Raw genomic sequence first — 15204 nt, 5'->3', positions numbered from 1 at the left:
GCAATGGAGCATATAACTAGAGAAGGCGTAAAAACGGTATCATGGTATCGAGGACCATTTGTGCCTAAACTATTACCCGCAATGTCAAAAAGTATAACGTTTTCTTCGGCAGACTCAGCATTACGATACGATAAAACAACTGGATTTTTCGATGTGTCTATTTCTGCTGCATGGCAATTAGGACGTACATTAGGGTTACAAAATCAAGAGTTTTCTAAAGCCATGTTAAACTGGCGTATCACCGAAAAACAAGAAGAAGTAGAAAAGAAACAAAAAGAAGAAGTAAGCGATATTGTAGGAAACAACAAGGCAATTCCACTAAAAAATAAAGTAATAAACTACCTAGGAGAATTGCATAATGTCGAAATAGAAACCCCAGAAAGAGAGTTGGTAGTTAAAGCAGAAAGCACTTCAAAAATTCCTAAAGAAGTAAAAAACTTTTTAAACTCACTCTACAAGTTAAAAGGCGTACCTTTTTCATATTTAGTACCTCATGAATTTTATTTAAAAAAAGACGATGAAAACTCAGGCACGTTATCCTTATTTTATGTAGACCCTAATTGGGTAGAAGCTTTACTAGATGGCGCCTTAAGTATAGGCCGAGTTAGTAATATAGATAATGTTTTAGACCGAGTTATGCGTGGCGAGTTTTTAGATGATTATGTACCGCAAACAATAGAAACACCAGAAGAAACAGACGATAATATAGAAGGAAGGCGTTTAAATACAACCGGCTTCTTATTACGATCAGATTTAGTTTCAGGATGGAGAGGTGTAGAAATAAAAGCCTATAATGAAGCAGGGAAATTATTACCCGCTTATAGGTTTGAGCGCATAGATTCTGATATTTTTCTTGGAATTTTCAATGGTAATGTCGCTTCAATAGAAATAAAACAACCTTATGAAGGTTTGCACTTTGGTATAAAAGAAAATCATGACGAAACACCTAACATGCATTACAAATCATTAAAAGATGATGAAGGAATGAAGATGCATGTAATGGGAATGGAAGCATTAGAAGTAAGAGAAGAATTTGATGATGGTTTAATAAAAGAAGGAGTGGTGGATATTTCTGGTCTAGCAAATACAATGAAGCAGAAAATAGTAAACAAAAGAGGCATGATAATGGGAATGCATGAAAGTACAGGAAAAAAACCGGTTTTTACATCTGCAGAATTTGCCTACCAAATGATAGATAGCCCTATTAAACATACAATTAAAATTAAAAACTAGAAGAAATGAATGATGTCGCAAAGCTTCTAGTACCAATGTCTATAGAAGCCTTAGTATTAAGCAAAGCAAAAAATAATTGTGTAGACCTAAGTGCGCAATTAAAAGATTACGAACAAAGTATTCTGGGAGAAGCATTACAGCCTAAAGTAAATATAACACTAACTTTAGAGAAAGGAGTGCATTTGCACTGGACCTTACCAAAAGCATTAAAACACGCTTTTGTTGAAGACGAAGGTGACATAAAATTTCCATACGTGCCAAACCGATGGATGGTAACACGTATACAAACCAATAAGGGGGTAAAAGAAATACCAGCAAAGTTATGGATAGTAGAAAGCGATGCCATTGTAAAAGGCGGTGTACCTAATTGGGTTGTTGTAAATAATAACACCTTAGAGTTTAAAAGTATAGGAAAAAGTAAAGTATGGCATGCAGATTACAAAGAAGCAAATACAGAACCATTGTTAACAGCAGTAGGAGCAGCCAATCCGTTATTTGCATCGTTTTATCCAGAGAGTGAAAATGTCTTTGGTTTTCATGATACTATGGAAGATGTAGATAGTAGTGAGAAGAATACCTTTAGTTATATAATAACAGGTTGGTATAGTAATCCAGGAGCCGATCCTTTAGCACCATTACCATTAACTGGAGAAAGTAATCCAGAAGCAGAGAAGAAAAGAAATAAAGAAAGAGAATGGTTTAAAAAACAATGGCAATGCACAAGCAAAACACACCCAAATTCATGTGTGTTACACGCTTCAATACAAGGTGTAAAATGGGAAGAAAATATGCCAGATGGTGTACCTAGAGGAGCAATAGAAGTATATGCAGGAAATACAGCCGTAGAAGCTTTAAGCGCTCAAATAACTAAAGGAACAACACACCATTCGGAAACAAAAAAAGCCAATGTAGAAAACTTATTAAACGCATTACAATATCAACTTTTAGATGATGAAGCTAACGAACCAAGCATTAATAAACTAAAAGTAGAAACACACAGAAGAAGTTTTACGCCAAAAAACAGAAACCATATATGGGAAATAACACGAATAGAAGTAAATACTAATCAATTAGAAAAAGATAAAGAAGAAAGAATACATTTTCCAAACGATCCCGATTTATTAAACAATCTTAAAAAGCTAAATAAAGCGCAAGTAAAACAAAATGTACTTATAGAAGAAATAGAAGGCGCGCAACAAGAATATTATTTTCTCTGGTATAAACAAGCTTTAAAAACAATAAAACAATACACAATAGACGCTTTTAACTATGAAGATTCTAGAAAAGCAACATTAGATGGTATTGTATCTAAAAAAGTAGATGTAGATTTATTAGAAACAGAAATAAATCAAGCAAAAAATAAAATATTACAAAACAAGCATATTAATGGAGTAAATGCAGAATTTGAACTTAAAAAGAAACCAGAAGACCGTTTCTGGGAACCCAATGACCCTGTATTATTGTTGTGTGGTTCTGGAATAGGAAATACAGAAAAACCAATTTTAGAAAGTTCAAAGCAGAAAATACAATGTAGACTACTTGAAGAAGTTTTTAAAACATTAAAAATTAATGTACCAACAACACATAACGATTTTATAGCAACCATTACCATAAACTCATTTTCTATACCAAAAATAGATGCCCTATCACATGACAAGATTCCTTACAAAATAATACAAGCTATTGTTAAAGAATCTGTACTACTCGATAAATCGTTTGCAGCAGACATTGCTCTATTAAGCTATAAAGAAGCACAAATAGGAGAAGGTAGAGATACAACAAGTAGTGTAATAAAAGAATTTGCTAAAAAAGTAGTAGAAAAAGTACAAGCAAAGCCAGTAGATGAAACAAAAAAATGCATCCTAGCAGAACCTTTTTCAATACTACAATGGGAACAAGCATGGTCGCCTTTATTTATGGTTTGGGAAGTAGATTATTCTCCAAGCAATGCAACAATTAAAAATTTAGATATTATAGAAAACACTAAGGCATGGCAATTAGAAGATAACATAACATTTAAAAATAAGACCTTAACAACAGTAAACAATGCATCCAGATATTCTGGTATAAGCCCGTTTTCAAATTCGGTTTTTACAAACTTAAAAGATACAATACCAGAAGCAATAGTAAACAAATACGGACAGCTAAATTTAATAGCACAATCGTTAAGTGGCTTAAATAAATACCTATTAATGCAAAGACCCGAGGTGCAATTACCACCTTTTGAGTATAAACCTAATAGAATTTATAATTTTGAGTCTGAATATAAAATCGACGAAGACGAACTTAAAATTATAGGAGAAGAAGGTTATATTCTAGGCTGTAATCCTGGCAATATAGATGGAGAAGATAATTTTTTTAATCCGCTACGTGTAGGACTATTAGAAATTATTAATCTCTCTGTAGTAGATATTTTTGGACAAGTACAAAAAGTTATAGCAGTAGGAGATAGTAATAATTCCGAAGTTACATGCTCTGTTACAATGCAAGGTAATGCATTGGCAATAAAAGAGGTGATACCATTACCTCCAAGAATTGTACAACCATCACGATTACAATTTCATTGGTTAAATAAACAAGAAGATATTATTTTTCAAGATGCAGGTAAACTAGATAATCCCATATTTGGGTGGTTAGTTCCTAATTATTTAGACAATAATATTATGGTTTACGATGGTAATGGAAATGAAATTGTAGTACTACAAATAACAAAAGATATTACAAAATTCCAAGGAATACAACTAACCAAAACACCTTTTCCAGGAGCAGACGAAGCCTCTATTATTCCCGAAAACGAGCAATTAAAAGCATTTTTAGAGAATATTAATTCTGGAACCATAGCCGCAGGTATTATGGACTTAGCAAAAACAATAAACGATAACCTATCTAATAATAACCCTATACAAAATAACACATCGGCTTTATTTTGTGGGCAACCAGTAGCTATAGCAAGATGCTCAATTGGAATGGAATTATTAGGGCAGCCTGAATATAATCAACGTTGGGACGAATCAGGGAAAGAAAATACAGGAGCAATAGAAACAGTTAAGTTCCCTTTGCATTTAGGAGATTATACAATAGATAAAGATGGGTTATTAGGCTACTTTATAGAAAGTAACTATAAGCATTTAAATATAACAACCAATGCCCCAGAGTTTAAATACAGTGAAAGCGAGTCTTTTTTCAAAACAAAAAATGCAATAAAAATAACACTAAATAAAACACCAATAAAATTAACGCTTTTAATAGACCCTTCAGCAGGAGTACACTTGTCTACAGGCGTTTTACCAACAAAATTTGTTGAGTTATATCATCATAATACAAAAGAAATATTAGGACAATTAAATACCAGTTTTATGATGGCCCCTTTTATAGCAGACAAAGTAGCACCAGGAATACCTACACCGTCGAGTATGAATACCAATTGGAAATGGACGCATAAATCTAATGTAAATACATGGCAAACAGATAAAAACATTGAAGACGGTAAAACAAAAGAGCAGTCAAACTTTAAAAAGCAGCAAATTTACGAAGGTTGGCTTAGATTAAGTAATTTAAAAAACAAGTAAATAGGTAACTATAAAATATAAAACAAATGGAGTATGTAACTACTGGAAGTAATAATACTGTTACCAACAATAAAGAATTAGATTTAAGTATTAAAATTATAAAAGAACCGTTTAAACCAATTTTAATAACGGGTAGTTTTACTATAGAAGGCCTAGATAAAATAGCACAAGGAGAAGCATTAAAAAAAGCGACCTGTACATTATATGGGAAAACTAATGATGAAAATAATATAACAACACCAATTGAGCTATGTAATTTAAGTTACGACGCTAATAATCCCACAAAACGCTCATATATTTTTCCAAGAAGTTTTAAAGATGAATATAATTTTATAGACTTAAAAATTAGTAACGCTAAATGTAGCATTAAGGCACTTACCGAAACTTTAAAAATAACTTTTTGGGATAAAAACAATATAAATAGTTTAGGAGATGTCGTTTTAAATACCATAAATTTTAGAGTTCAGAATGAAGAAGAAAAACCAGAAATAATATCCTTTACAGCAAATCCAACGGTATTACAAGGAAACAATAACAGTTCAACCATTTTAGAGTGGAGTATTAAAGGAGAGAACTATAGTTATGTTCTAAAAGATGGATTAGAAACAATACATTTTGGAAACTCAGGAACTATAGAAAAGCAAGAGTTTGAGATAAAATCTCCACGTAATGGAGACCATATCTATACCTTAGAAGTAATACAAGGGAATTCTACAATAACCAAAAGTGTAAAAATAAGAGCTTTAGGGCGATCTGATTTATTAACAGATGCTAACCCTAGAAAACCATTATTAATTGCTAATTTTTGTGTAAGCCATAATTCAGATTACCTTTTTAGTTTACTACTAAGAGAATCTAGAAATCAAGCAGAATTAGATAGCATAGGGTATACAAACGAAGGCTTTTCTGGTAATTGGTCTAAGTTCTCACTTTCAGAAGAAGATAAAGACAAATTAAAACCACATGTAAATGCACCCATGGTACACTTAAAAAGAGTGGGAGAACTCTATGGGCGATTATTTTTAATAGGTGGGAGTTATGTAAAACCTATGGAATGTTATAACTCTGTAGTTATAATAGATTTAGAAAAACCTTCAGAAGAAAATAAAGTAAGAGTTATTCAAGATTTACCTTGGCCTTCAAGAATGGGACATTCTTGTACTGTATATCCGCATGGAACAAGCGACAAAATATGGTTAATGGGAGGCGTAGATGAATGGGGAGAAACACAAAATGATATTTGGGTTTCTAGTAATGGCGAACATTGGGATAATATAGATAGTAAAGGTAGTGTTAACACAGATAATAACACCCCAAAACCTATGACTTGGAAAGCCAGATGCATGGCTGGAGTATCATTAGAGTTAGATAAAAATAATGCTAAAAAAGCATTGTGGTTTGGTGGAGGATATTCAGAAATTGAAGGGCAAGAAACACGAGATATTTGGAAATGGGATAACACCAAATGGACTCAAATAATAACCACACGATATAATAGAGATAAACAAAAAGATGAAGACATTCCATTATTAGTGTTGGAGAAACCTAAAAACTACTTATCATCAGGCTTAGCTTTTATTGGTATAAATAACACAGAAACAACAGAAATGTATTTGTTGGGGCTTTATAAACAAAACGGTGTCGTAAAAAAGTATTTTAATAGAATAAGAAGTAAAAATAGAAATTACGATATTAATGAGTTAAGTACTAACGCAATATCAGATGCATTAGAAACCAGTAGTAACTCGCAAATTATTACAGCCTATTTTAAAGGTTGTTTATGGTACTTAATACTTACAGATAAAGGAAATAATGGAATAGCTTATTCACAACTATTTTTCTGGGTGCCAACAATAACACCAAAAACATTAATTCTATCATAAATTTTAAACTAATAAACCAAAATAAGTTATGTATAATCAAAGCAGATATAAATACAATATAGTTTTCGTTAGTTTATTATTATTCTTTTTAGGACATACGCAATCCAAACATACAGTAGTGCTACCAGATGTAGACGTAACAATTCCTAAAGCAAGAGATAATAATTTAAAAATTCATGCTAACAGTATAGGAGAAGAAAAAGAAAAATCGTTCTTTAAGTTCTTTTTTGGTCATTTACCAGAATATACTACAATAGAAAGTTATCAGTTAAAACTATATGGTTTTCCAGATAAAGCAAACCAAAAACAAACCATAACAATACTAAAAGGTGGTAAAAATGATAATAATTGGACAGGTAACGAAGCCCTAAACGATTCTAAGTTACGTTGGGCAGATATTAACTTTAATACCTCAATAGGACGCTATCAAGTAAGAGAAGAAGAATCTATAATTATAAAATTAAACCCCAAAAAGTTTAATAGGGAAAATACATTAATCTCTTTAGCAGCGAGATCTCCTGAAAAAGAAGCAACCAATACATTTTATTCGTTATTAACCTCCAAAACAACAAATAATTTTTCTAAACGGCCTAAGTTATTACTTACTTACGATATAGCTTACGCTCCACTTAGAGCAGATTGGGCACAACCTTATGGAAATGCACAACATAGCGGATTTATAAACTGGAAAAATAATGCATTTACAACAGAAGTAAAAGTGCAAAAACTACCAAACACATCTAATGATTTAATAGTTGGAGCAGACCCAACAGGAGCATTAGTTATATATAAAAACCAACCTATTATTTTTACACAATCTAATACAGGAACTAAAGTGTTTAAAGTAAAACAATTAAATGCTAACGGGCACGTATTATGGGAGAAATCGGTGGATGGTATGGCTAAATGTTGGCCATTAATAAACGAAAAAGGACTATTATACTATATTTCTGTAAATGGAAAATTAACAGTATTAAATCTAGAAGAACAAGGAAAAGAAGTCTATTCTAAATCTTTAAAAGAGGCAACAGAAGGGCAAATAAGTAATATAAATAATAATGCAACAATAGGTTACGATAATACTCTGTATTTAACCTCTAACGAAGGCATTGTAGCCGTTTCTTTCCCACAATTTAAAGTGCGCTGGAAATACAAAACAAAAGCAAACGAACGTAATGGAACGATAACTTTAAGCGAAGATGAAAGCAAGGCCTTTTTTATTAACATAAATACAACACAAGGACAAGGGCGTTTAGTAGTGTTAGATAATAATGATGGTACAGTGCTAAGTACTTCAAACTTTGTATTAGGTAGTTATTCAAACGATGGAAATTATTACATTCCTGCACCAGTAGTACAAACTATTAAGCCTTTTTTAGGAGCAAAATACTCAAGGGTTTTTGTTTTAAATGGTTACGATAACAGTAACAAATTATTTGTATTCGATGTTAAAAAAGGCGCCATAGATGAAACTAATGTTGTTAAAAGTAATAATTCTGTAAATACAGGGATTTCTCAACCAGTTATAGATGGCGACTCTAATGTATTTTTTGTTTATAATGGAAAAATGGCCAAATACGATGATAATGATGATTTTGAAGTTTTAAACGCTTCAGATTATAATTTAGACAACGCCTCTATTTTAGTAGCAGATAACAGTTCTAATATTTATGCAATAGACCCTTACGATAAGCATAATAGCGGAGCACAGCGACTTATAGGTTTTAAATACGATAGAAGTTTACAAAAAACATTTGCAACACAATTTAATATAGCCGCTACAGGAAATCTAAAAAAGAACTTAGTGTTAGCACCAGATGGTACATTGTATACCGTTACACAAAATAACGTAATAGCAATAACACCAAAAAAAGTATCTAAAAACACAATAGAACTAGCTAAGTTAAACACTAATACAGTATATAGAGCCACAAATAATATTAGTGTAGAAGATGTTAAAGTCCCATCAAGAGTGAATACTATTTTGTATTCGGGAGGAAGTATCTCTTTAAAGCCAGGATTTAGTATTGCTAGAGGTTCAGAATTAACATTTAAAACAGGATATTAACATGAAAAAGTTATTAAAAATAATGGTGTTAATACATTGCTTTACATCACAAATAGGACTTGCTCAAAATAATGAAGCGTTCAAAATTTTAAAAAATGGTAATGTAGGTATCGCTACTAGTGTACCAAAAGCTAAACTAGATGTAAATGGAAATGTTCTCATTCAAGCTGATTTATATGTTAAAAAGGAAATAATATTAGAGGGTAAATTAAACGTATCTAATAATATTAATGTTTCAGGAGTACTAAATGCGCAAAATAATATAAATACTAATGGTAAAATTCAAGAGAATAAACAAGATTTAGTGCCAAAAGGAACTATTATAATGTGGAGTGGAGATATAAATAGAAAACCTAAAGGTTGGCTTTTGTGCGATGGAAGTAATAACACTCCAGATTTGAGAGACCGATTTATTGTTGGAGCAGGAAAATCATATAAAGTTAAAAATACAGGAGGGCAAAAAGAAGTGACTTTAACAGTTAAGCAGATGCCGTCTCATGCACATAATGTTAATAGGCAAACAACATGTTCAGGTAAAGGGTGTAGTACAAAACATAATATATTTAGCGTAGATAAAACTGGAGGATCAAATTATACTGCAAAAGCGGGAGGAAGTATGCCACATGAAAATAGACCTCCATATTACGCATTATATTTTTTAATGAAATCATAATTATAAGTAAAATATAACATGAAAAACACACTTAAAATAAACGTATTAATAGTGATTTTTGCTATAATAAGTACACAGCTATTTGCCCAAAACGAGGCACTTAAAATTTTAGAAAATGGAAATGTAGGTATAAATACAAATACACCATCTCAAAAACTGGAAGTTAATGGTAATATAGTTACCGAAACAGCCTTTTTAGGAACAGGAGCGCACGGAAAAGTATATGCTGCCTTTGGGTATAAAGGATTAGGAAATAATGGAAAGGATTATTCATTATTACAAAGTAATGTAGGGTTAACTTTCCTTAATGCGGCTAAAGATCAATCGATACGTTTTCGTTTAAATAATGAAGATAAAATGATTATGGATGCTTCTGGAAATTTTGGAATAGGAACAATTACGCCTTTTGAAAAATTACACATACAAAATGGAAGCTTAACAATAAGAAGCAAAAATACATTGTATGGAGCTTTAAAATTAGGAACGAGTAATAAAACTTATATAAATAGTTGGGCAGGATTAGAATCGTATAATACAGGAGGGCTAGATCAAGCAGATTTACGGTTTTATACCTCATATGGAGCAAGAAAAGAACGTCTTAGAATTACACAAGAAGGAAAAGTGGGGATAGGTATAGGAAACCCTAATTCTAAATTGCATATTGAAAGTGAAATTTCAGACCCAGGAACAGTTGGCTCATGTGCATTAAGAATAGAATCATCAAATAGTGATGCAGGAAGTATTCAATTTGGAGTTAATAAAGGATATAGTTGGATTCAATCTCATGGAGGTAGACCATTAACAATAAACCAATATAATAATGTTGGTATAGGTACAAGCACACCAACACAGGCAAAATTAGTGATTTCTGGAGGCCCTAAAAACTCTATAGAGTCTTATGCTTATTTAGTTAACAAAGCTAACAAGGTTGGTAGAGCCAAGAGTATAGATATAAATTATTCTATTTATGCAACAGATAGGATAGCTTGTAATGAGTTTAATGCGTTTTCCGATGCACGCATAAAAGACATAATAGGAGTAAGTGATAGTGCTAAGGATTTAGAAATATTATCTAAAATAGAAATTACCAATTATAAACTAACAGATACTATAAAAAATGGAAATAAAATAAACAAAAAGGTAATAGCACAACAAGTAAAAAAAGTCTATCCACAAGCAGTAGATGATAAAGTAACAGAAGTAATTCCTAATATTTACGAAATAAGTACCATTAACAATGGTTGGATAACATTAAAAGAACAAAAGCTTAAAACGGGAGATCGTATAAAATTAATTTTTGCAGATGAAGACGTAATTGCAAATGTATTAGAAGTTAAAGAAAATGCAATAAAAGTAGATCGTAATAATACTGGACAAGTATTTGTATACGGAAAAGAAGTACATGATTTTCATACAGTAGATTACGAAGCCATTTCCATGCTAAATGTAAGTGCTACACAAGCACTATTAAAACGAATAGAACAATTAGAAAGCGATAAAAAAGAGCTGGCAGAAAAGCAAAATGAAACCGAAGAAAAATTAACAACAACAATTTCTAGAATTGAAAAACTAGAGAAATTATTAATAAATGTAGAGTAGAAGTAATGCTCTATAATTAATTTTTTATGTTTCAGCTTAAAAAAGAAAATTCATAACAAATGCCTGATAAATGCTAAGTACATTAGTAAGCAATCAGGCATTTACTATATAATAATTACTCTTCTATATGTACATCTAAAGCACTTTCATGTTTTATAGTAACATTTTGGTCACTTTTTGCACCATAAATACTATTCATATAATTAATTATTGTGTCTTTATCCATACTATAAATAGTTGAATAAATAGTAGCATTAGAAGAAGTTGCAGCTTTGTAACTTTCTTTAAAAGTATAAGACGAATCCCCTCTAAATACAAATAAACTATCTAATACAGGAGCTACAACAATTTGAGACCCTTTTGAAGATGCCGCTTTGGCTTTTGCAATAGCACTTTTAGAAGCTTGCGTTGGGACAGCAAAATAAGTTTTGAAATCTAAAATATCAAAATTAGAAGTATTGTAGGTAAATGTTTTAAAAGCAGGGTTATTACCATGCCCAATAGTAATACCAGGTGTAGAAATAGATAAACCAATCATATCCGTTGGTGTAGTATTATGATGTGATTTGTATATACGCCTTAAACCATCTAAATGAGTATGTCCTGTTAATATACCAGCGATATTAGACTGTTTTTGCTCTATAAAACCTAAAAATGCATTTTGAAGATTTAAAGTATCCTTCTGCTTGTTAATATAATTTAAATCTGCATTCCACATAGGGCCGCCGCCATAACCATCTTTTCCTGGAGGAATATGCATCATCATAATTATTCTATCTGTAGCTTTTGTATTAGTTAAAGTATTATCTAACCAACGCATTTGTATTTGTGTTGCTTCCTGTTGAGATTTTCCATCATCTCCCACCATTTCACTTTTGCCCTTAACAGTTATTTGATGACTATTATAAGCATAACTTTTAGTTGTAAAAATGACAGTATTTAAAGCGATGATTTTTACAGTATTCCCACCTGTATTAACATCTGCAGAATAAAAACCAAACGCTTTATTATAATCAATATTAGTAACTGTAGTTGAAGGTGTATTTTTATGTAATATTGGCCATGGATAAGAAGTATCCGTAGAAAAAGGAGTATTGTCGTTAGAGTCTGTAAAAGAATGATAATCTCCACCTAAAGAATCGTTATTTCCAGGGAGATACAGAATAGGAATATTTATGTTTAGGTCGCCTAAATGCTCTAACATAAGTTTTACATTTGTTTTTCGCATACTATCTTCATGATGAGGTAAATCTCCGAGGTAAACCATAAACTTAGGATTTTCATTTTTTACAACAGTTTCTATTTTTGTTTTAGTACGTGACCAGAGAGAATTACCAGTATCATTCTGGCTACCAAATTTGGTGTTTTCAATAGAACTATCTAAATGCACATCAGACAGAGATAAAAAAGTAGCGGTTTTAATAACATTATTTTCTACTTCTGTAATAGTTTTTTTTTCTTCTTTACAACCAAATAAAAGTATTGTAAATAAAAATAGATATATAGCGTTTAATTTCATTTTTTTTTGGATTTAGTTAATTGTGGGAAAGCAATATATATAAATACCTTTTTTTATTTTAAGGTAAAAACACCTGTTTTTTTAAAATCTTATTTATCTAAATTCGAGTATCCCTAATTTATAATAAAGTCAAAGCACTTTTTTATTAGTTCCTAAAAAAATAATATTAATCTTTTAAACTTATAATTATGAGTACACAATTTTTAACATGGAATATGCAAGGCGCAGGATCTGGAAATAACCCTATTCTTAAATGGGAACAGTTAATAGGTTATCTTAATATAAATAATAATGTTAATTATGTCGCTTTTCAAGAAGGCGGTCAAAAAAGTACTTATGATGCTCTAAAAGCTAAAGGTTATGCTATAGGTTTTCAAACGATAGAGAGAAAAATATATAACCGTGGTAAAAACCCAGAAATATTATGGCAATTTGATTATTTTGAAGCTTCTACAGACAAAGGGGACAATAAATACGGAGTATTCTTTTTAAGTAGGTATACAAAAAAAATAGGAGAGGATTGGAAGGAAACAAAACGCGTAAGCTTAGGCGTGTTATATCGCCTACCAATAAAGGTAACGAAATGGATGTTTGTAAAATTTGGAGATGATATTTCAGATGCATTACGCCCGCCTGTAGGTATTATAATTAATGAAGAATTTATGGTAGCCAGTCTCCATTCTACCGCAAGAGGAGGATATAATACAGAAGATCTTGTTCATAATGTATGCGATTGGTTTAGAGGCGAGGGATTAAATGAACTTTATATATTGGGAGACTTTAATATAAATGGACTATCACAACAAACTTTAAATAAATGGTTGGTTAATTACAAGGAGTTAAAAGGAATATTACAAACTGTACCACTTGGTGGAGTAGGAAAAAAAGAACAGTATACCCATTATGGAGACATGGGAAAAAATAGATTAGATTATGGAGTGTACATTTACGATGAAAACAATATAGAAGATACCGAATTTCAATTTAAAACAGTGTATTACAATAAAGAACAACCAGTATTTCCACAAAATCAACCTATACCGAACCCTTTATCTCCTGGGAATCATAATTTTTATTTTAAATCAGATCATCGCCCATTATTGTTTAGCTATGAAGATATGTAATAAAAGAAAGATTCTGAGACTATCTTATCGCAACAGTTTACTTTTTTTACTTATAGTTTATTAGATTTTACTACATATTCCAAGTGTATAGTTTACTAAAGGACTAGCGAACTACTTTTCTATTAAATAATACTATACGGTTTCTATTATTTAATTGAATATAAAATTGATAAGAACTCTAATATGTTTTTTTGAATATATAGGAGTTTATTGGCTAATTATTAAAATGAGCAGCCTAGATGTAATATACGTTTAGTAGAATTTAGGTTTATTTATAGTATGAGTATTCAAAGGAGAAAAGTATTATATTTATGTGTATACAAATAAAAAACTAAGACTAAAAGAATGTTGTACACAAGAAATAAAAAAGGCCTCACATTTCTGTGAAGCTTTGATTTTACTTGCAGCGAGAACGAGATTTGAACTCGTGAACCCTGTGTGTAATGGTTTTATATGTACTCATATGTATTTTATTTATCAGTTATTTATGTTTTTAACGGGTTTATATAAAACCTTATAAAATGCCTAAATGTTTTAAAAAAATAACTTTAAATTTTGTGTATTTATACAGCTTAAACCCTATAAAACACGCCAACTGTAGAACTTATACTTTGGAAACATTACACATAAAAAAACGGAACTAACCCTATAGCAATACGTATAACAAAAGATAGGAAACCACGATATATCTTTACGGGTAAATATGTACTTCCTAAAGACTGGGATATGAAAAGAGGAAAAGTTAAAAGTTCTTATCCCAACTCCGCTCGTCTGAACAACTATCTCATTAAGGAGTTATCAAAAGCAAATGATACAGTTTTAGAGGCAACAACAGATGATGCAAATATATCAACAAAGCAGATCAAACAGAAAGTAAGGCGTAAAGGTAAGCGAGTTTCCTTCTTTCAATTAGCTTGCGTCCGTATTAAAGAAAAATATGATACTAATGTTTTTTCAGTTGCTCGTTCAGAAATATCGATTTTGCATAATATTAAAGAATTTATAACGCTGAAAGGAACAGGAACAAAAGAGGATAAGGGCAGGCATAATGGAACGTAGAAAGCCACGTCATAAAAGGGAATTAATCCAAAAACAAGTTGTTTGAGAGATATAAAAACGTTTGAAAAAGACACCTCCCTTATGTTTACTGATATTCATATGGCGTTTATAACTCGTTTTAAAGTATTTTGTACAATATATTTGGGGTATAAACCACATACTCAAACAAATCATTAATCTTTATTCGTAGGCTCTATAATCGAGCAATAAAAGAATCTATTGTTAATGATAAAGTATATCCTTTTTGAGGAGACAATGAAAAAATTAGAATTAAGAGTGACAGTATTAAATTAGGTTTGAATAGGGAAGAGGTTCTACGAATTGAAGAGTTAGAACCGAAAGAAGGAACTTATCTTTTTAATGCATGTAAGGTGTTTTTATTTTCATTCTATTTCGCTGAGGTTCGTATTTCTGATGTTTTAGAAACAAAATGGTCTGATTTTAACATTATACAATGTAAATCATACAGTCTTAAAA

At 31.0% G+C, this 15204-nt stretch carries 8 protein-coding genes and 2 pseudogenes; 9 read left to right on the top strand and 1 reads right to left on the bottom strand.

What is annotated here, in order from left to right; genetic code table 11:
• From ACVC2P_RS19850 to ACVC2P_RS19825, 6 genes are all read left to right on the top strand, one after another.
• A partial coding sequence (locus tag ACVC2P_RS19850) for a hypothetical protein (RefSeq protein ID WP_452600188.1) occupies window positions 1-1233 on the top strand: 1233 nt, incomplete at its 5' end.
• Window positions 1234-1238: 5 nt separating this feature from the next.
• A complete protein-coding gene (locus ACVC2P_RS19845) occupies window positions 1239-4802 on the top strand; it encodes a hypothetical protein (protein WP_452600187.1) in 3564 nt (1187 codons plus the stop codon).
• A gap of 26 nt (window positions 4803-4828) precedes the next feature.
• Window positions 4829-6685, top strand: a complete 1857-nt coding sequence (locus ACVC2P_RS19840; protein WP_452600186.1) for a kelch repeat-containing protein — start codon at window positions 4829-4831, stop codon at window positions 6683-6685.
• A 28-nt stretch (window positions 6686-6713) separates the two neighbouring features.
• Window positions 6714-8753: an outer membrane protein assembly factor BamB family protein gene (locus ACVC2P_RS19835; RefSeq protein WP_452600185.1), complete on the top strand. Its 2040-nt coding sequence runs from the start codon at window positions 6714-6716 to the stop codon at window positions 8751-8753.
• Window position 8754: 1 nt separating this feature from the next.
• On the top strand, window positions 8755-9426 hold the full coding sequence (locus ACVC2P_RS19830) for a hypothetical protein (protein ID WP_452600184.1): 672 nt from the start codon (window positions 8755-8757) through the stop codon (window positions 9424-9426).
• A gap of 18 nt (window positions 9427-9444) precedes the next feature.
• Complete coding sequence (locus ACVC2P_RS19825) at window positions 9445-11025, top strand: tail fiber domain-containing protein (protein ID WP_452600183.1); 1581 nt, start codon at window positions 9445-9447, stop codon at window positions 11023-11025.
• 115 nt (window positions 11026-11140) lie between these two features.
• Here ACVC2P_RS19825 and ACVC2P_RS19820 read toward each other — a convergent pair whose 3' ends face one another.
• A complete protein-coding gene (locus ACVC2P_RS19820) occupies window positions 11141-12544 on the bottom strand; it encodes a metallophosphoesterase (protein WP_452600182.1) in 1404 nt (467 codons plus the stop codon).
• Between the two features lie 188 nt (window positions 12545-12732).
• On the opposite strand from ACVC2P_RS19820, the gene ACVC2P_RS19815 reads away from it, so the two are divergent.
• The 3 genes and pseudogenes from ACVC2P_RS19815 to ACVC2P_RS19805 all read left to right on the top strand — a co-directional run.
• Window positions 12733-13668, top strand: coding sequence for a hypothetical protein (locus tag ACVC2P_RS19815; RefSeq protein ID WP_452600181.1), 936 nt, complete (start codon window positions 12733-12735; stop codon window positions 13666-13668).
• A 642-nt stretch (window positions 13669-14310) separates the two neighbouring features.
• Window positions 14311-14727: pseudogene (locus ACVC2P_RS19810) on the top strand (Arm DNA-binding domain-containing protein); the annotation flags it as partial.
• 296 nt (window positions 14728-15023) lie between these two features.
• Window positions 15024-15204: pseudogene (locus tag ACVC2P_RS19805) on the top strand (hypothetical protein); the annotation flags it as partial.

The organism is Pontimicrobium sp. MEBiC01747, from assembly GCF_053601635.1.
This window is presented reverse-complemented; position numbering and strand designations above follow the sequence as displayed.